Genomic DNA, 20,503 nt, shown 5'->3' with positions numbered 1-20,503 from the left:
AAGGGTATCTATTTTCATAGTTTACTGTACTCCCTTATAAAAATGAAGATATCCCCTTCCCCTATTGTCTATAACAACTTAAAACGTTAATTCATTGAGATAGGTTATTTTTATAAGGGATGATTCAAAAAAATATGGATATTACCAAAAGCGGTGTTTGTCAAGATAGGTGTCGCATATTACTATTTTTCTAGATTAGATATTGTTCATCTTTCCTACCGCGCTTCCCTTGCCCTAGATGATTGATCAGAGTGAAACTCTTATCAATCATCTACAGGGCAAGGGGAACAACTAGCGGCTATGATCTATACATTGGTATTTAACGGGACTTATAGAAAGGGGAGTTACAGATGGATCACAACGAAAACAACAACGCTGGGAAGTGCCCGGTATCGCACGGACAAACACAAGAAAAAACTTATGAAGAAAGTGCCATCACGACAACAAAGGTTGGTACGACAAATAAGGACTGGTGGCCAAATCAGCTTAATTTACATATCCTTCATCAACATGACAAAAAGACGAACCCAATGGGTGAAGAATTTGATTATGAAGAAGAATTTAAAAAGCTGGATTATCAGGCATTGAAGCAGGATCTTCATAACCTGATGACAGACAGTCAGGATTGGTGGCCTGCTGATTACGGTCACTACGGTCCATTCTTTATTCGAATGTCTTGGCATGCTGCTGGTACGTATCGTACAGGTGACGGACGTGGGGGCGGAGGAACGGGTCAACAACGTTTTGCTCCACTTAACAGCTGGCCAGATAATGCAAACCTTGATAAAGCACGCCGCCTTTTATGGCCGATTAAGCAAAAATACGGGAATAAGATTTCCTGGGCTGACTTAATCGTATTAACTGGTAATGTAGCGCTTGAATCAATGGGCTTAAAGACATTTGGTTTTGCTGGAGGACGCGCCGACGTTTGGCATCCAGAAGAAGACATCTACTGGGGTAATGAAAAAGAATGGCTTGATGACAACCGCTACTCAGGCGATCGCAATCTTGAAAATCCACTTGCTGCCGTTCAGATGGGTCTAATCTACGTTAATCCTGAAGGGCCAAACGGAAAGCCAGATCCACTTGCAAGTGCCCGCGACATCCGTGAAACATTTGCACGCATGGGAATGAACGATGAAGAGACCGTTGCACTAACAGCTGGTGGCCATACATTTGGTAAATCGCACGGTGCTGGGAATCCAGCACATGTTGAACATTCACCAGAAGCAGCGGATATCGAAACACAAGGATTAGGCTGGTTAAGTTCTCATGGAAGTGGTAAAGGTCGTGACACGATCACGAGCGGCATCGATGGCGCATGGACAGCCAATCCGATACAGTGGGATAACGGTTACTATGATCTATTATTTGGATACGAGTGGGAGCTTACAAAGAGTCCCGCGGGTGCCTACCAGTGGGCGCCGATTAACCCTAAGGAAGAGGATCTTGCACCAGATGCAGAAGATTCATCTATTCGCGTTTCTACGATGATGACGACTGCGGATATGGCATTGCGAATAGATACTGAATACGAAAAGATTTCCCGTCGTTTTCACCAGAATCCAGATCAATTTGCAGAATCATTCTCTCGTGCATGGTTCAAGTTACTTCACCGTGACATGGGTCCTAAAGACAGATACCTTGGTCCAGAAGTTCCTGCAGAAGAACTGATCTGGCAAGATCCAGTACCAGATGTTGATTATGATTTAACTAACGCTGAAGTAACAAAACTTAAAATAAAAATCTTAGAATCAGGTCTTACAGTCAGTGAGTTAACAACAACTGCTTGGGCTTCCGCTAGTACGTTCCGAGGTTCCGATATGCGCGGTGGTGCGAACGGTTCTAGAATCCGCCTAGCTCCACAGAAGGATTGGGAAGCGAATCAGCCAGAACAGCTTGCAAAAGTTCTTTCTATATATGAAGAGATTCAAAGCCAGCTTGAAAAGAAAGTCAGCATTGCTGATTTGATTGTGTTGGGTGGTAGTGCAGCAGTAGAAAAAGCAGCTAAAGATGCAGGTGTTGAAGTAACAGTTCCATTTACTCCTGGACGCGGTGACGCAACACAAGAACAAACAGATGTTGATAGCTTTGACGTATTAGAACCGGTCTCTGATGGATTCCGTAACTACCAGAAGAAAGAATACAGCGTAAGCCCAGAAGAGCAGCTGTTAGACAAGGCACAGCTGTTGAACCTTTCAGCGTCGGAAATGACAATACTGATTGGTGGAATGCGTGTTCTTGGTACAAACCACGGTGGCACAACACATGGCGAATTCACAGACCGTGTCGGCACACTTACTAACGACTTCTTCGTTAACCTACTTGACATGGGCATTCAGTGGAAGCCATCAGACTTCAACCTATATGAAGGAAGCGACCGCAAAACAGGTGTAGTCTTACGCACAGCAACACGATTTGACCTCGTATTTGGTTCAAACTCAGTCTTGCGTGCCCTTGCGGAAGTCTATGCACAAGACGACAACAAAGAAAAGTTTGTGAATGACTTTGTCGCGGCTTGGGTAAAAATCATGAACGCAGATCGTTTCGACCTTAAGTAAATCATCATTTGAATGATGGATAATAATTATTATCCAAAAGCACCTTACGAGGATGCCTTAATTGAGCTCAGACTTTAATAAGTTCCTTCAGAGACTTACCAAGTAAGTGCTTGTTAATTTGGGAACAAGGAACCATCCTTCAGCTTGTAGAGAAACCTCTATGGTTTTTTCTCTACAAGCTATTTTGGGTAACGGTTTTATTCCTAGATAATCAGTCAAAATCCTATGTCCTTCCTCTACAGATTGATGCGCAATTATCAGATATGGACGAACAGCGGGATCAAGCTCAGCTACGACAAGAGCAGCTGTTGAGGAAATAAACCCATCAACCAAGACAGGAATATGTCTTTCAGCCCCTTCAAGAATCACTCCTGCCAAAGCGGCAATTTCAAGCCCTCCTACTTTTGCCAATATCGCTAATGGTGCGGTATGAGCATCAATCCCTCTTTTTTGAATCACCTTTTCAATAATCGCTATTTTTCTAAGTTTCGCTTCTTGGTCAATTCCTGTTCCAGTGCCACCAACTTCTTCAACGTTTGCTCACGTGATTGCAGTGACTAGGGCACTTGAGGCAGAGGTATTTCCAATTCCCATTTCTCCAGCAATTAGAAGACGATGCCCCTCGCTTATTTGTTGACTAGCAAGCTCACGCCCAACTTGAATTAGAGTATACAATTCATGTTGACATAACAACGGTTCTCGGAAGTTCTCTCCCACCAGCAAAACCTTACGGAATCTCACTTCCTCTAGCAGTTGCCTACATCAATCGTGACAACTACCGATCTTCATTCAAGTTATGTTTTTCGTTCTGACATTAATTTTGAATGGGACATCAATATGTATTAAGGATGTGAATTTTGTTCAATTGTGTTAAATATCCGTGAATAAACATCTTTAATATTTTCGTTATTTTCTATATCGTTATATAAACCGTATCTCCAAAACTTATGATTTTCATCCTTTAACGAAGCTAGAAACCCAGTAGCGTAGTAGCCACCATATTGCGAAATATCAAGTGCATCAGCGTATTCTTGTTCTTTGTCAATAAAAGAATTATAACTTTTAGTTGATTGAATAAAGAAGAAAGGATTGGGTGAATTCAAATAAATATCTGCATAATAACTTTCAGCGGCTTGGGGAAGGTTTTCTCTCATAATAAAAACAGCATCATAAGACTTCAGTTCTTCACTTGTCATTTCATCAAATGAAATTTCTTTAAAGTGTACTTGTTCTTCTTTTACTTCTGGTGGTTCTCCAACAACTGCTATTCTTAAAGATTTCCCTTCATACATTTCGAAATCAGGACTTGGAGTACAAGCTGATAGTGTTAATACTAATAATATAAAATGAAAATATTTCATTTCTTTTGATTTTTTCATATGCAACCCCCTCGAATTATTATTTAACATAATATCCCATTAACTTTTGGATAAATTAAATAAGACGAGCTAGACCCAATCCAAATTGAAATGGATTGAGTCTTTTTTTATTTGGCCCTATGTGTTATTGCTACTGCTTTTATTATACAAATTATATAGACATTATATTTTCTAAAATACCAGGCTGTAAAAAAAGAACAGATGAAACACGTCTGCTCTTGCTTCTTTTTAAGGCAATGCTAATTCTTGCTGTCCTTGTTTTTCTTTCGGCTTGTCATCCACGATATGTTCTTCTGGATAAGGATTGACAAAGAAAATGCAATCGTCAACATTTGATGATTCATCCATAATCAGTTTCCCATTTTCTACATGTGTCCGTAAAGCCAAGAGTACATCCATATAAATATACGGTCTACCCAATGTACCTACCGAAATGCGTTTATCGACATTCATATGAGTCACAATGATTTTACTAATCTCAACGGCACTATGTTTGCCATCTAATACAAGCGAATAAGCTACATCCTCTAACTTTGCCCCATACCCAATCAGTTCTTGTAAAGCTTCCATTTGTTTCGCATTTCGTACTTTATTTTTGAGTAGTTGCTTCTTCTTATACTCATTTTCTTGATTTTTCTTTTCAAATTCATCTTTACGTTGGGCAAACAACATATCCTCGATTTGTTTATTTTCTCGTTTTAGCTGTTCAAATTGCTCTTTATCCTGTTGGTGTTTTTTCAGTTCGATTTCAAGTTGGGCTTTTCGTTTTTTCTTCAAGATAGCTTCCAATTGATTTTTATACAAATTCTTCAACCGATTGATTTGGCGGTCAAACAAAGGAATGTGAAGCTCCATATGTTTCAAAATATCCTTCGCAACGACTGATTTATCCTGTATTTTCTCGTAATGTTCGTATCCATAATCGTCCTCCTGTATTTTCACAAGAAGTTCATCTAGCTCAAAGTCAAACTTATCTAATTCATGGATAACCCCATCAATATCTCGAACATCAATATTTAAGAAGGTGCTTAAATGCTCTTTGCCGTATTGAATCTTTTTCCCGGACTTTTGATGCTCGACCGTGAATTGATAACGTAACCGTCGGCGACACGCACATCGACCTTCGAGATTTCCTAATCCAAAATCAATATAGTCCGATATCATCCAATCCACCACATTCTTTTCATCGTCTTCCAGGGCGATATCAACAGATTTGATGGCAGATATTTTTTCTTCCCTCATCGCATTTTCAAAGATGGTACGTCTCCCACGCTTCACTTCGGTTTCTAAAAAGTCCCGTTGTTCAGTCGTAACTAATGACAAAAAATGTTCTCTTTCATTTACAGTCAAACCTTCAATCACTGAAATTTCCCCTCTCCAACTATCTTCTTTGTATATAAGTATACGGTCTTTAAGGATTAAATTGGTAATGCTAGGATAATATAAGTAAAGGAGATGGTGAAATTGAAAAAATATTTAATGATTGGGGTTGCATTTTTATTAGCTGCCTACACGTCAAATATCGGTATCCATCTCAAAATTTTAATATGAAAACAGTATGCAACTTAGCCTATTTAAAGGCAATAAGTGGCCAAACCTGAAATTAGGGTAAAAAATGCTTTAAATGGGCAAAAGTTTATGGCTTAAAAATGTAAATTAGGCTCAAACCTTTTTTACACAGGAGCAAAGTCCTTAAGAATATGTTGAAAAAATCTTATTCAGCAATCGTTCCCTTTTCCTGAGTAACGAAAGCCAATTTCTCAATTTAATTTTGGGAAATTGGGCTTTTTATATTTACTTATAGTGCAAAATAGCTCCTAAAGTGTCATATATATTTTACAACCAGTTGTATCGTATTTAGAGAAAAGTTTGGTACATGGAGGTTATATTAAAGAGTTTTTGATAAATTCATAAATTAGGAATTAATGTTAATATAAATAAGATAATAATAGTTTTCTATTTAAACTATCAAACCCTCTGATAGGATAAGTCTCGTAGAGAAATCTCCTGTTATAATAAAATATAATTGAAGGTCTAACTTACGCCACTAAAAATTACTTAGATAATGTAGAAATACACTTTGAATAGTTAGTAGAAGAGCGATTTTTTGCACTAGAAGATAAAAAGTTTCTATAGAAGAATAAAGACCGACATTTAAAAGGGGGTACCTCATGTTAAATTTAAAATACTTAGATTTGTTAGCGCAAAAATATGACAGTGAAGAAAAAGTGGTCACTGAAATCATTAATCTTGAAGCCATTCTGAATTTGCCTAAGGGAACGGAACATTTTGTGAGCGATTTACACGGCGAATATCAGGCATTTCAGCATGTGCTGCGGAATGGTTCCGGAAATGTAAAAGTGAAAATCAGAGACCTTTTCAAAGATGAATTGCATGAACATGAGCTAAATGAATTTGCGACATTCGTTTATTATCCAGAGGAGAAATTACAGTTAATAAAAAGCAATTTTAGCAGTAAAAAGGAATTGCAAGAATGGTATATAGTAATGATCGAGCGTATGATGAAGCTTGTCTCATACGCTTCTTCCAAGAATACACGTTCGAAATTACGTAGAGCTTTGCCTACACAATTTGTTTACATTATTGAAGAGTTATTGTATAAGACGGACGAACTCAAAAACAAAAAAGATTATTATACTAAAATGGTCGAGAAAATTATTTCCCTTGGCCAAGCCGATAAATTGATAATTGGTCTTGCTTATACCACTCAGCGATTAGTTGTGGACCATCTTCATGTTGTAGGGGATATTTATGACCGAGGTCCCGCTCCTCACAAAATTGTTGATACGCTCATCAATTATCATTCCGTTGATATTCAGTGGGGGAACCATGATGTCCTATGGTTAGGTGCTTTTGCCGGTTCTAAGGTATGTCTGGCGAATATCATCCGGATATGCGCTCGCTACAATAATTTAGATATTATTGAAGATGTGTATGGAATCAATCTGAGGCCGCTTCTGAACCTTGCAGAAAAATACTATGATGACAATCCGGTTTTTCGCCCAAAGAGAATTTCAAATGAAAAACTAACCGAGCAAGAACAGCTGCAAATCACCAAAATTCATCAAGCCATTTCCATCATTCAGTTTAAGCTGGAAAGTCCGATTATCAAAAGACGCCCGTGCTTTGATATGTCGGATCGGCTCTTGCTTGAGAAAATAAATTACGACAAAAACGAAGCAACACTTCACGGGAAAACGTATCCGCTTGAGAACATTTGTTTTGCGACGATCAATCCGGAGAAGCCTGAAGAATTGTTGGAAGAAGAAAAACAAGTCATGGATAAATTGTTGTTTTCTGTCCAGCATTCAGAAAAACTAGCCAGACATATGAATTTTCTAATGAAAAAAGGTAGCCTTTATTTGAAATATAACGGGAATTTACTGATACATGGCTGCATTCCGCTAGATGAAATCGGGAATATGAAAAAAATGAAAATTGAGGGTAAAACGTATGCTGGCCGTGAGTTGCTGGATGTCTTCGAGCGTTTTCTCCGATATGCCTTTGCCCATCCCGATGAAACAGATGACTTTGCGACCGATATGGTGTGGTACCTATGGACAGGAGAAAATTCATCCCTCTTTGGAAAAAGAGAGATGACAACCTTTGAGCGTTACTTTATTAAAGAAAAAGAAACGCATAAGGAAAGGAAAAATCCTTATTACTATTTGCGCGAAGATGAGGAAATATGCCGTAAGATGCTTGCTGAATTTGATTTGAATCCTAAACTTGGCCGTATTATCAATGGGCATACGCCGGTGAAAGAAATTGATGGAGAAAATCCGATTAAAGCGAATGGGAAGATGATCGTTATCGATGGCGGTTTTTCCAAAGCTTATCAATCAACAACAGGGATAGCAGGATACACGTTATTGTACAATTCCTATGGCATGGAGCTGGTCGCCCATCAGCTTTTTATTTCAAAAGAAGAAGTTTTAAGCAATGAAACCGATGTATTGTCTGTAAAAAGATTGGTGGACGAAGAACTGAAGAGAAAAAAGGTGAGAGAAACGAATATCGGTGAGGGATTATTACAGGAAATCTCTAATTTGAATAGTCTGATGGAGCATCGTTATATGAAGTGACATGTATTTCATTTTCCTTCAATAATGATGGCCCAAAGACTTCGCCTGCTTTTGGATGATAATATGTAGCGATCAAATTATACTTGCTTATTCATTAAAAAAACAAGCATCCTTGGATGCTTGTTTTTTTCTATCATTATTTACTTGGTCATTTTTGCACGTTGTAAACGTAACGCATTCAAAACAACCGATACCGAGCTAAATGCCATGGCAGCTCCTGCTAGCCAAGGAGCCAAAAATCCTGCAGCCGCAATAGGTATCCCTACTGCATTGTAGGCTAAAGCCCAAAACAAGTTTTGTTTAATATTACGCACAGTCAATCGACTCATTTGAATCGCATCAACCGCACGCATTAAATCTCCTTGCATCAAGGTTATATCTGCCGCTTCCATCGCAACGGCTGTTCCTGTTCCCATTGCCATCCCAACATCTGCTGTCGCTAAAGCAGGGGCATCATTAAGTCCGTCACCTGCCATCGCCACTCGTCGACCTTGTGCTTTTAACTTCGCCACAACATTCGCTTTTTCTGCCGGTAAAACACCTGCGAATACTTCGTCTATGCCAACTTGTGCTGCAATTGCACGTGCAGTACCTTCTTGATCTCCTGTTAGCATCACTACATGTAGTCCCAATTTCTTCATTTCTATAATAGCTGCTTCTGAAGAATCTTTTACCGTATCTGCAACCGCTATTAACCCTGCGTATGTCCCATCTATAGCCATGAACATAACGGTTTTACCTTGAGATTCTAAATCGTCCGCAATCGTTTGACCCAATTCTACATGTTCCTCATTCATTAATTTTCGTGTTCCAATTAGAACATTTTGACCATCCACGACTGAACGGATACCATGTCCCGGAATAGCTTCAAATGATTCCACTGGCAGTTTTGCATGTTCCCCATACGTAGTAATCGCTGTAGAAACAGGATGCTCCGATTGACTTTCTGCTGATGCTGCAAGCGATACAATACGGTCACGTTCAAACCCTTCAACCACTTCAAACTCAGTTACTTGTGGTCGACCATTGGTGATTGTTCCCGTTTTATCTAACACAATCGTGTCGATGTGTTTTGTATTTTCCATAGCTTCGGCAGTTTTAAACAGCACACCAAGTTCTGCAGCACGACCAGATCCAGCCATAATAGAAGTGGGAGTTGCTAAGCCAAGTGCACAAGGACAAGCGATAACAAGCACAGCAATTGTACTTTCTAACGCATTTGCAAAATTACCTGGAGAAAAAATGAAATACCATCCGATAAACGTAAGAACCGCAATACCCACAACGATTGGCACGAAAATCCCTGAAATTTGATCAGCTAGTCGTTGAATAGGAGCTTTTGAGCCCTGTGCTTCTTCAACTACACGGATAATATTTGATAGAACCGTATCTTTACCAATACCCTGAGCTTTTACACGCAATATGCCATTTGCATTAACGGTTGCTGCATAAACCACGTCACCAGGCGATTTATCTACTGGCAAGCTCTCTCCAGTTAACATTGATTCATCTACTGCAGAATTACCCGAGACGACTTTTGCGTCAACTGGGATGGATGAACCCGGCTTTATCATCAAGACGTCTCCAATACGGACGTCATCTATTGCTATTTCTGTTGTAACGCCATCTCGCTCTACAAATGCCATTTTAGGTTGGAGCTTCATTAACTTTTGAATAGCATCTGAAGAACGACCCTTAGCTCGCGCTTCAAACACTTTACCAAGAATAATCAAAGTAATTAACACTGCACTCGTTTCAAAATATAACCCAACACTGTGTGTGCCGCCTGTATGCTGTAAATTTATTAAAACCAGATAAACACTGTAAAAATAGGCAGCGGATGTACCTAAAGCAACTAGTACATCCATATTGGCACTTTTATTGCGCAGGGCAAAATAGGCACCTTTATAAAAGGTCCATCCTATCCAAAACTGGACTGGAGTTGCAAGTGCCCATTGCACAAAGGGGTTCATTAAAAAATCTGGCACATACATCCACACCGTAAACGAGAAGTGGGACACCATTGTCCATAAAAGCGGAAGAGATAATAACGCTGAAATTAAAAATAGTCGAGTTTTCTTTTTAATTTCCACTTTACGGTGATCCATTTTTTCTCCGTGCTGTTCATTTTTAAATTCAGCATTGTAACCGAGTAATTGAACTTTCTTTATTAAATCATTTGATGACAAAACACTAGGATCAAAAGACACATGACCTGTTTCCAAAGCCAAATTGACCGTTGCATTTTGAACTCCTTCCATGCGATTAAGACCTTTTTCTATTCGTGTGGAACAAGCTGCACACGTCATTCCTATTATATTTAAATCTATTTCTTCCTTTACTACGTCATACCCAAGAGTTCTGATTTTATCTTGTAATGATGCCATATTCGTTTTATCTTCGTTAAACGAAACATTCGCTTTCTCAGTTGCAAAATTAACCGTTGCATCTGTGACGCCTTCCATTCGTTGCAATCCTTTTTCTATTCGATTCGCACAAGCCGCACACGTCATTCCGGTTATGGCTATATCCGTCTTTTTTTCTGTCATTTCACTTCACTCCCTTCATACCTTATAGGGGTATGTATTAATTTTAAGAAAAACCAGGCAAAGTACGCCCGGTCCTTTTAAGAAGAGTAACCATAGTAGCCTGTTGATTTCCGCTACGGTGGACGCTTTTCGCGGGCATGGCTTCAGTCTCCTCGTCACTGGAAAAACATGTGCTCCTGCGGGGTCTTCAGCTCATGCACCTGCGCTTCAATCAACTAATCTAGATGGCAACTACGATTATAGGTTGGTTCTATCTCTAGCTTAACTTAGAATCAATCGTGTCTTAGCAATAAGCAATTGATAGATTTTCTTGTTGGTTACTTCACTTCATGGATTGTAGTGGAAGGCGGCGACTCCAGCGGGATCAGCGGGACAGGTGAGACCCCGCAGATTGCGAAGCGACCGAGGAGGCTCACCGCCCGCCCCGCGGAAAGCGTCCGCCTGAAACGGAAATCAACAATATTAATGAATTTTTAAAAATACTGCGATTTACGCAGCATTTTTCTCATTAAGCCCCTACAGTGTATCCTTGATCTTCAATTGTATCTGTAATTTTTTGAACATCCACTTTATTGCTATTAAATTCAACATCTACTGTCCCATTATTTAATTCAACATTCACTTTTTCCACACCGTTCATTGCACCTACGCTATTTTCAATTGATTTCACGCAATGCCCGCAAGACATTCCTTGTACTTGTAAAGTAACTTGATTAGCCATTTTGTTTTCCTCCTTTTATTTTTTCATTAATTTTTGAATGGTTACTAATAATTCATCAAGAATTTCTTCATCGCCTTCAGCTAATCGGTCAACTACACAGCCCTTTAAATGTCCTTGTAAAAGAACTTTTGCTACACTATTTAATGCAGACTGAGTAGCAGAAAGTTGCGTAATAATATCATCACAATACACATCTTTATCTACCATACCCTTAATTCCTCGAACTTGACCTTCAATACGGTTTAATCGATGAATTAAATCTGTTTTTACCGATTCAGGATGATTACTTTTTCTACAAGATGCATTCGAGACTACAGGATTACTCATTGTTTCTTTTGTTGTATTATCCATTAAACCAGCCTCCAATCTTGATTACGTTCATCATAACGTACCTATAGGGGGTATGTAAAGTAGAATGATTATAACAAAATTCTCTATTTTACTACTAACTGACCTACCATCCCGTTCTCTCGATGCCCAGGTAATGTACAATAAAATGTATATGTTCCAACTTCATTCATAGACAATGTTAGTTCACTTGTCGTCTCGGGTTGTGCATGCAAATGAATCACGTTGTGATCTATCTTATGGTGATTAGATTCACGCATCATAGTAAACGCGGAAGTTTTAATTTCAATGTCATGGTCTATTTGATCCGAATTTTTTAATTGCAATGTAAAGGTACTATTTTTTTCCACAATAATATCTTGTGGTGAGTACTTCATACCAGCGGTTTCAATAACAATCGTTTGAATTTCTATTTGCTTTTCAGATGTAGCATGTGTATCTTCTTTGTGATTATGAGGAATAGAAGGTTCTATCTCCTTGTTTAATGAATTCCCTAAGACTATAACCCCACCAACTAACAAAAAGGTTAATATGGGTTTTAAAAACCAACTCTTATTGTGAATTAGTGCCAAGTTCGGTGTGGATAGTATAATCAATAAAAATATTGTACATACAGATAGAACTAAAAAAATCTTTATAAATACAATTGCTTGTTCAACTGCAATCATTTCTCCTAACATCGCACCCATCATACCGCCCATCAAACCAGCCATAACCCCTTCTAGCAGTGACAGTAGACCAAAACAAATTCCACATAATGCACCTGCTAGTATACCGATAGCCATTCCTACAATTGTAGAAAAAAATAAATCCCCTTGATATACAGCACCAAACAATACCCCAGCCGTTAATCCTACATTCATCCCTAGGAACATGGACATAATCATACCGGTCATATGTGGGAAATTAGCTTTCCGTTTGAGACTTAATAATATGGATATAAGTGTTACAACACTAATTAACACTAAAGCATACACATGAAAGTCACTCAAAATTAGCACCACCTTTTCGGTACATGCTATGTATAAAGAAAGTAACAAATGCCTCTTACAAAATAACTCTCAAAGATCCTTTAGCGGAAATGCATAATTCCCCCCTTTTCTATTCAAAAAAACAGAAAATCCACTAAAGCTTTGTGGACTTTCTGTTTTGAATTTAGCTGAATAAATTTGGACCCACTTTAGATAAAAACGAAATATGCTCCTATACAGCCAAAACCAATAGCAGCTAAGAGAAACACACGAATGGAAGTGGATGCTTTTATGGAATCGGTTAATATTTCTTTTACCGTTACCATATAAATCATTCCAATTGACATACTGATAAAAACAGACCAGAAAAAGGGATTATCAATATGTAATGTACTTCCAAAATAAGCACCAAAACCTACTGGTAATGCAACTATAATTGAAAAAAATACCAACGGCCAAATTCCTAATCCAGCCATAAAAAAAGGTGTAAATACAATAATCCCCTCTGGAATATTGTGTAGGAATATCGTTTTAAGGATAGAAAGACTTAAAGTGGCCTCCTGATTTGAACCTAATATAATTCCTATTGGCAGGTTATGAAATGTAATGAAAATCATCAGCATCATGCCGGTGTATAATGAAGAACGCTTTGCTCCACTTTTAGCAGGAACGAGTAGAACTTTAAATGATTTATGTATAATCTGGTATAAGACTACTCCTATTAAAATACCCAATGAAAAAGTAACCCAATTGCCTAGCTTTATTGCCTCAGGGGCAACTTCAAAACTTATTAATCCTAGAATTAAACCTGCACAAATACTATAAACTGCATCGGTTTGCTTCTGAACTCCTTTTAATAACATAGCAATTATTCCACCGATACCAAAACCTAAAGTTGTAAACAAAGTTCCAACAACCCAGATTGAAGACATATTAATCACCCTTACGATGTTTGTCTCTAAGTTATATGGGTTGAGGAGTTTATTTATGAAGAAATAATTACAACTACTTAAACAAATTCAGTTCAGGATTACCTCCAACAATTAAAATAAAAAACCCAACACATAGTTGTCCATGTGCTGGGTTTTCATCTTTATTCTAATGTTCGTTGAGCAAAATCTTCATCCATCTTAAGGAAGAACTCGCCCCCTTCTTGTATGCCATTCAATTTCACAAGAATTAAGCGGAAAGCTTCTTCTTCCTCCATTTGTTCTTTAATAAACCAATCTAAAAACGTTTTTGTAGAATGTTGCTTTAACTCTTCTGCAAGAGTAGCCAATGTATAGATATCAGTAGTCACTGCTCTTTCTTGTGCTAGAGATTCTTCAACTACATTTACTGCATTCTCAAAGTGATTCTTCGGTTCTTCTAATTTACGAAGTACTGGCTTTTCACCCATTGTCACTAAGAAATGGTAAAACTTCATAGCATGAAAATCTTCTTCTTTAGCTTGTACTAAATAAAAATTAGCAAAGCCTTGATACCCTTTATCCGAAAAATAAGTCGCCATTGCCTTATAAGCATGGGCTGCCTGCATTTCATTATTAAATTGCTTATTTAAAGCTTCAGTCATTTTAGTTGGTAACATAAATAAATTCCTCCAATTAGTTAATTGTAATTATTATAATTTAATCATAGCAGATATAATTAAATTATACAATTTATTGAGAATGTAGTGATTCAATTGAGAATGATTACATCTATCAATTGGATGATGTAATAAATTAGTAAAGGCCTAGCGCCAGATTTTGATGATTCCTAAACAATTTTACTTGGTTGAGTTGCCTCTAATTTGGATTGTCTTCTATTAATACTCCTTATATGGTACTTCGAGCTCAATCAACTTATGGTAAATCTTACTTTGAACAGTTCCATCTACTATTCCGGATACTAAAAACTCAAATGTATAGCCGTCGTTGAACTCGAAAATATATTTTTCATCTCGATTAGTTTTTTCGTCGTACATCTCGTGTGTCACATTCGTAAGATCTTCCCATTTATATTCTTCTTTTTCATCCCAAAGTGGATGATATTTAATAAAGTCCTCATGTAAATACACGTAGTTTTGAACGCCTAAGCTGAAAATGATGACGAAACCAACTACAGCTATGATTCCTGTGACATTATTAATAAGAACGGACTTTGAAAAATACATAGCACATAGTAGCACGATTACAAATACAAACGCTAAAGCATACATCATCATACTTGTACCCAATGGAATAAAGATGATTTTGTCAGGAGTATCGGAAAGTGTAACCGAAACAATCATAGGCGTTAGCATTATTACAAACGGGGCTATAATAAATAATAGGAGTGCGAAAACCCAAAATTTACTCTTAGCTTCAGTGTAGTTCAATCTATTTTCTCCTCTTTTAAATGACTTTAATATAAACACAATCATTTATCATAATAATCTGTCTAGTGTCATTTACGAATACTAGTAATGAAAAGATTCACAAATTGTCAATATTCCTAAAAAGTATTACTAAGTCTACAATGGGCTACTTTTATTACCAATCGTAGAAGGGGCTTAATTTTCTCTTAAGCATTAACACTAAAAAAACTAGAAAATAAAAGTTAATACTTACTCTTCAAATCCTTTTCTCTGACGAATTAGAGAGCTTTTCATCATTTATCCGTACAATTCTGAAATGTTTTATGAATTAAACATTCTCCGACTTATGTCAATTTAAAAATTGGCGTGAATCGAATAGATTCACGCCAATTCATATATCCCATTATTTGTTTTTATATTTCTTCCTTTTCCCTCTGGGTAACAGATGGGCGTACCGAATTTACTGTCAAACCCGATGCGACATTTTAATCCGTATATGCGTTCGATGTTTTCGCTGGTTATAATTGCTTCAGGAACGCCTTGAATAAAAACTTTTTGGTCCTTAATCGCTACGAGATGATCCGCATAACGACTGGCCAAATTGATATCGTGCAATACCATAACGATGGTTCTGTTATCTTTTCTATTCATCTCATATAAGAGGTCTAAAATTTCAATTTGGTGAGATAAATCTAAATAAGTAGTTGGTTCATCTAATAAAAGGGTATCGGTATTTTGAGTAAGATTAAGGGCGATCCAGGCTCTTTGACGCTGTCCGCCAGATAATTCATTGACATGTTTATTTTGTAATTCTTCCATGTTTGTTACGGTTAACGCATGATTAACAGTTGTTTCATCTTCTTGAGTCCATTGTTTGAATGTACTTTGATATGGATATCGCCCTTGTTTTACTAACTGTTCCACGGTTACTCCTTCTGGGGCAATTGGTGACTGAGGTAAAATGGATAACTCTTTAGCGACTTCTTTAGAATCCATCTTTAAAATATCGCGGTCATCCAGGAATACGCTACCAGTTCGTGGTTTGATTAATCGGCCCATAGCTTGTAGCAAAGTTGATTTCCCGCATCCATTTCGACCGATAAAGACGGTGATTTTCCCTTTAGGTATTGCTAAATTTAATGAATCAATTATAGTCGTATCACCGTATGCTAATGAAAGATTTTTTATATTAATTTGAATTTCGCTCATCGCATTAATTCCTCGCTTTTGTTTGCTTAAGTTTAACTGGGCAATTACCACAATAACTAATTCCTTCACTTTTCTCTAATTTATTGTACATGCAGCACGTCCTACGATACGGGTTACATGTATGTTCTTCACCAATTTTTAGAAAAGGTTTAAGGGGGTTTGATTTTAAATTAAATAACTTTCCACTCGCATTTTTCAAGAAATTAAAGTCGCTGGTTAAGCGTTTAATTTTAACAGGATCTAATTCTTTCGCTAAAGTTTTTCGGTAAATTGAGTTAATTCGAATGGCTACATTCTCCCATAATATTGATGACGGAGCCCGAGATATTTTATTGAGTATGTTTAGAACCGGGGTAATATGATCCGAAAAAAGGTCTTGCAGCAAAGATATACGCCATTGTTCCCGCTCCATGCCCTTTAATTCCTGCCATTTGCACAGTCCTTCTTGAATACATAATGTGCGTTCTTTACTTAATGCACATGCTTTTACCGGCAAATTAAGGGCACAGTTGAATTCGACCATACTATATAAGGTGGAAGACACGACAAGATACGCATATCTTTTTGACAGCATGGATGCGGCAACCGCTAAATTGGGTGCTTTTATGTCGATCATTTGCTTTTGAAGAAAGGCTAAACATTTTTCCTCATTTAGCAAATCTGTTATCGTGATTTCTTTAGCGTTCTCATATTCAACATATATATCGAAATTTTTCAGTTCATTCATCGCCATACTGATCATTTTTATCACCCCTAAAACGAATTTCGATTTTTAATCAACAAATAAATAAAGAATGGTGCTCCGATACCTGATGTAAAAACGCCTACTGGAATATCTAATGGATGAAAAGCAATTCGCGCAATCCAGTCTGCCAGTACTACTAATATTGCACCGATACCAGCTGTTGTAATAAATAGAAGTGACGTGTGATGACGCACAATTTTACGTGAAATATGCGGTGTCAGCAAACCAATAAAGCCAATTCCTCCAGCTACAGAAACAGATAGTCCGCAAAGAAGTGCACTAAAAAGTAGGAATAAGATTCTAAATCTCTTCAAATTTAAGCCTAACTGTTCGGCAACTGCATCACCGTAACTGTACAACTCGAACTTCCGCTGCGACCACATAATCATAAAGAATAAACTACTAAACGATACGAGTATCGATATAGTTTGTAGCCAATTGACGCCATATAGGCTGCCTGTCATCCATAAAAATACGCGTTCTGATGAAAATGAATCCGATGTCACGAGAATATACATAATAAACGCATTTGCAAATGCGGCTAATCCAATGCCTATTAACACAATTTGATTCCCTGTTATCAACGGATGTAATGAAAATAGATAAATGATAAAGAAAGTAACAATTGCACCAAGTACAGCAAAAATGGGTGTCCATTGAATTCCCATTGAACTACTCAAGTAAGTGATAAATAAAACTGCCCCTAAAGAAGCGCCACTTGTGACACCAATGACATCAGGTGAAGCAAGCGGGTTTCGTACGATTCCTTGCACGATTAAACCAGCGACGGCAAGTGATGCTCCAACGATCATGCCCGATAAAACACGTGGCATTCTTAATTCCCCTAAGGCAAATTCATTGTCAATCGGTGCTAAATTAAACGTATAATTAATCACTTCATGAAAAGGAATAATATCGAAGCCAACCATCAACCCTAACAAAACGACTAACAATAAACTAATCAGTACGGCTATGGTTTTATACACTTCTTTCTTTATTAAAAAAAATGAAAATTTCTCATATTTAGACCGAACAATCCAGCGATTAGACACGAGCACGTCCTCCTTTAAATGCTACATAAATAAAGAACGGTGCTCCTAAGAAAGCGGTTATCACACCTAAAGGTATTTCTGATGGTGGATTAATTAGCCGGGTACTAATATCTGCAACCAGCAAAAAGATGCTTCCTAATACAATAGAATAGCTTGTTAACCAAGCATAATTGTTTCCAACAAGTGATCTAGCTAAATGTGGAATAATTAAACCAACAAACGCGACGTTACCAATTACCGCTAATGACCCACCCGCTAGTACAACCATTAATACCAGTAAGGTCAATTTCATGACCATTATGTTTTGCCCCAACCCTTTGGCAATACTCTCTCCAGATGCGTAAATATTCATGGATCCCGCTAAAAAACAAGTCACAATGAGTGCACTAAGTAAGAACGGCAATACAGCGAATAACATATCTAAGGTCCGTCCACTAATCGTACCTGCCATCCAAAACAGAACGTCATTCATGCCTTTTTGATTCATTAACAAAATGATTTGCGTAAAAGACACAAACATGGCATTTACTGCAATTCCAGCTAAAATAATTCGTACCGATGTAGTGCCAGAATTACTAACAGTACCGAGTAAATATACTAAAACAGCGGCTAGTAATGCTCCTAAAAAAGCGAAATACACAATGACATTTAAATCTGTTACATTTAATACAACAACAAATACGACAATAAAAAAAATCGAACCTGCATTAATTCCTAGCACACTAGGGGACCCTAAAGGATTACGTGTTAACAATTGACTAATCATGCCAGCCATCCCTAGAGAAGCCCCTGTAACGACAGCGATTACCATACGAGGGAAACGCTCTTTCCAAATAATAATATGAGTGATATCTTGTGCATTAAAAAACATGCTCATGTTGTAAATATCAGCCAATGCATAATGCTTAATACCGAACATCAAACTCGATAGCATACAAATGAGTAAGATTATTACTAATAAAATTAAGCCAAATATCTTTCTTCTATTTTGTTTTACAAGTTGGGACATTTAATCACCATTCATATATTTGACTTCATTCTAAAGTAAAGAGAACCTGCTTCAATGATGAACATAGACCGTTCATTTCTCAGCAGGTTCATAATTTGACATGAACGAATGTCTTATTTTTTTAATTCATATATTTCATATAAGCTATCAAGCATTAAATTAGCTGATTTATACCCAGCTCCAGTACTCCAAAACACTTCGTCAACCTGGAAAACCTTATCGTTTTTCACAGCATCAATTTCGTTCCAAAGAGGATGACTTGTCCACTCTTCGTAGTTTTTCTCAACTAGTTCAGAATCTTTAGATGCGTTGAAGTTAAATATTGTATCGGCACTCAGTTCAGCGAGACGTTCCTTAGTAGTGATCTTCTCTCCCCACTCTTCTCCCTCAGTACCTGCAGGGCGTTCAAGTCCTTCAAATCCTAATTCGTTCAAAATTGAACCCGCATAACTATTGTAATAGACACGCATATGATCTGAGCGGAAGTTTGTGATGGCTGCCTTAATCGGTAACTGGTCACCCATTTGTGTTTTGAAATCTTCTACTCGACCATCCCACTCAGCTAATAATTCATCGGCTTTATCTTGTTTATTTAACGCTTCAGCCATTAAATTCATCGTATCTTTCCATTCATAAACTGTATCGTCCATGATAGTTGGAGCAATTTTAGATAGTTGATCATAAATTGCCTCATGGCGATAAATAGATGCAATAATTAAATCTGGTTTTAATTTAGCAATCTCTTCTAAGTTCGGTTGTAACTCTTGTCCAACATTAGTTGCACCTTCTAAATCAGTTCTTAAATATTCATATATTGGTTGTTGACTCCAAGACTCGACAACACCCACTGGCTTCACACCAAGTGCTGCAGCAGTATCATTTGCACCTTGATATAACGTGACGATTTTTTTAGGCGTACCTTTAATCGCTGTTTCTCCTGCAGAATGCTTAACTACGCGTTCTTCTTGAGCTGCAGATGCTTCTTTTTCCTCGACTATTGTTTCCTTATTACCACAGCCTGTTACTAGTAATATCAATGTCATTACAAATGACATAATTAAAACGATCTTTTTATTGTGAAACATATGTACACTCCTTTAATCTTGGTAATGATAATGATAATCATTGTCATTTGTGTATCTTACCATTATTTGAGAAAATGTGTAAAGCTTTTTTTCTATCGTCTTGATATTTCTTGTTTGATTTTCGGATGTATTGACTATGTACTCCATAATGAATTCTCAATTTGATTTTAATACTCCTTCGACTATTAATTAACGAAAAAAAACCTCTTGAGGAATTCCTATCCACAGAGGTTATTTTCATCACTTATTTATTTTTGTTGGATTGTTGATCCTTGTTTTTGTCGGTAGCAATTTTTCTAGGTTTAGCATCAAAGTCTGTAGCAATTTCTTCCTCGGGATTATGGTTGGGACTTTTGTAGAGTCCGAAGCTGTTATGCGTTCTTACATTAATTGTTTTTTTGTTGTTTTTACTCATGGATATTCACCTCCT

General features: G+C 37.4%; 17 protein-coding genes and 1 pseudogene. 2 read left to right on the top strand and 16 right to left on the bottom strand.

Features of this window, described 5'->3' with window-relative positions; genetic code table 11:
- Positions 1-350: 350 nt before the first annotated feature.
- Positions 351-2,561, top strand: a complete 2,211-nt coding sequence (gene katG / locus E2636_RS01265) for a catalase/peroxidase HPI (protein WP_134208269.1) — start codon at positions 351-353, stop codon at positions 2,559-2,561.
- A gap of 87 nt (positions 2,562-2,648) precedes the next feature.
- Here the strand turns inward: katG and E2636_RS01260 are convergent.
- The 3 genes and pseudogenes from E2636_RS01260 to E2636_RS01245 form a co-directional block, all read right to left on the bottom strand.
- A pseudogene (locus E2636_RS01260) lies at positions 2,649-3,278 on the bottom strand (nicotinate-nucleotide--dimethylbenzimidazole phosphoribosyltransferase).
- 125 nt (positions 3,279-3,403) lie between these two features.
- Positions 3,404-3,940, bottom strand: coding sequence for a hypothetical protein (locus E2636_RS01250; RefSeq protein ID WP_134208265.1), 537 nt, complete (start codon positions 3,938-3,940; stop codon positions 3,404-3,406).
- 228 nt (positions 3,941-4,168) lie between these two features.
- Positions 4,169-5,302, bottom strand: a complete 1,134-nt coding sequence (locus E2636_RS01245; protein WP_243840708.1) for a hypothetical protein — start codon at positions 5,300-5,302, stop codon at positions 4,169-4,171.
- Positions 5,303-6,111: 809 nt separating this feature from the next.
- Here E2636_RS01245 and E2636_RS01240 point away from each other — a divergent pair.
- Positions 6,112-8,046 (top strand): fructose-1,6-bisphosphatase, encoded by a 1,935-nt coding sequence (locus E2636_RS01240; protein WP_134208261.1) that lies wholly within the window; start codon positions 6,112-6,114, stop codon positions 8,044-8,046.
- A gap of 140 nt (positions 8,047-8,186) precedes the next feature.
- On the opposite strand, the gene E2636_RS01235 is transcribed toward E2636_RS01240, so the two are convergent.
- From E2636_RS01235 to E2636_RS18840, 13 genes are all read right to left on the bottom strand, one after another.
- On the bottom strand, positions 8,187-10,595 hold the full coding sequence (locus tag E2636_RS01235; RefSeq protein ID WP_134208259.1) for a heavy metal translocating P-type ATPase: 2,409 nt from the start codon (positions 10,593-10,595) through the stop codon (positions 8,187-8,189).
- Between the two features lie 508 nt (positions 10,596-11,103).
- A complete protein-coding gene (copZ, locus tag E2636_RS01225) occupies positions 11,104-11,316 on the bottom strand; it encodes a copper chaperone CopZ (protein WP_134208254.1) in 213 nt (70 codons plus the stop codon).
- A 15-nt stretch (positions 11,317-11,331) separates the two neighbouring features.
- Positions 11,332-11,667, bottom strand: coding sequence for a metal-sensing transcriptional repressor (locus tag E2636_RS01220; protein ID WP_279587110.1), 336 nt, complete (start codon positions 11,665-11,667; stop codon positions 11,332-11,334).
- 83 nt (positions 11,668-11,750) lie between these two features.
- On the bottom strand, positions 11,751-12,665 hold the full coding sequence (locus E2636_RS01215; protein ID WP_243840758.1) for a plastocyanin/azurin family copper-binding protein: 915 nt from the start codon (positions 12,663-12,665) through the stop codon (positions 11,751-11,753).
- 179 nt (positions 12,666-12,844) lie between these two features.
- Positions 12,845-13,567, bottom strand: a complete 723-nt coding sequence (locus E2636_RS01210) for a ZIP family metal transporter (RefSeq protein ID WP_134208250.1) — start codon at positions 13,565-13,567, stop codon at positions 12,845-12,847.
- A gap of 161 nt (positions 13,568-13,728) precedes the next feature.
- On the bottom strand, positions 13,729-14,223 hold the full coding sequence (locus E2636_RS01205) for a ferritin (protein WP_134208248.1): 495 nt from the start codon (positions 14,221-14,223) through the stop codon (positions 13,729-13,731).
- A gap of 219 nt (positions 14,224-14,442) precedes the next feature.
- A complete protein-coding gene (locus tag E2636_RS01200) occupies positions 14,443-14,994 on the bottom strand; it encodes a hypothetical protein (RefSeq protein ID WP_134208246.1) in 552 nt (183 codons plus the stop codon).
- 360 nt (positions 14,995-15,354) lie between these two features.
- Entirely contained in the window at positions 15,355-16,182 is an 828-nt protein-coding gene (locus E2636_RS01195) for an ABC transporter ATP-binding protein (RefSeq protein WP_134208244.1), read from the bottom strand.
- 4 nt (positions 16,183-16,186) lie between these two features.
- The gene (locus tag E2636_RS01190; protein ID WP_134208242.1) at positions 16,187-16,924 is read right to left on the bottom strand and encodes an IucA/IucC family C-terminal-domain containing protein; all 738 of its coding nucleotides are present in this window, start codon (positions 16,922-16,924) and stop codon (positions 16,187-16,189) included.
- Positions 16,925-16,935: 11 nt separating this feature from the next.
- Positions 16,936-17,979 carry a FecCD family ABC transporter permease gene (locus E2636_RS01185; RefSeq protein ID WP_134208240.1) on the bottom strand — a complete coding sequence of 348 codons (1,044 nt, stop codon included), beginning with the start codon at positions 17,977-17,979 and terminating at the stop codon, positions 16,936-16,938.
- Positions 17,972-18,988 (bottom strand): FecCD family ABC transporter permease, encoded by a 1,017-nt coding sequence (locus E2636_RS01180; RefSeq protein ID WP_134208238.1) that lies wholly within the window; start codon positions 18,986-18,988, stop codon positions 17,972-17,974. Before E2636_RS01180 ends, E2636_RS01185 begins: the two co-directional genes overlap by 8 nt.
- A gap of 113 nt (positions 18,989-19,101) precedes the next feature.
- Positions 19,102-20,073 carry an ABC transporter substrate-binding protein gene (locus E2636_RS01175; protein ID WP_134208236.1) on the bottom strand — a complete coding sequence of 324 codons (972 nt, stop codon included), beginning with the start codon at positions 20,071-20,073 and terminating at the stop codon, positions 19,102-19,104.
- A gap of 244 nt (positions 20,074-20,317) precedes the next feature.
- The gene (locus E2636_RS18840) at positions 20,318-20,488 is read right to left on the bottom strand and encodes a hypothetical protein (RefSeq protein WP_166669462.1); all 171 of its coding nucleotides are present in this window, start codon (positions 20,486-20,488) and stop codon (positions 20,318-20,320) included.
- Positions 20,489-20,503 lie beyond the last annotated feature (15 nt).

The organism is Paenisporosarcina antarctica, from assembly GCF_004367585.1.
Lineage (GTDB): Bacteria > Bacillota > Bacilli > Bacillales_A > Planococcaceae > Paenisporosarcina > Paenisporosarcina antarctica.
This window is presented reverse-complemented; position numbering and strand designations above follow the sequence as displayed.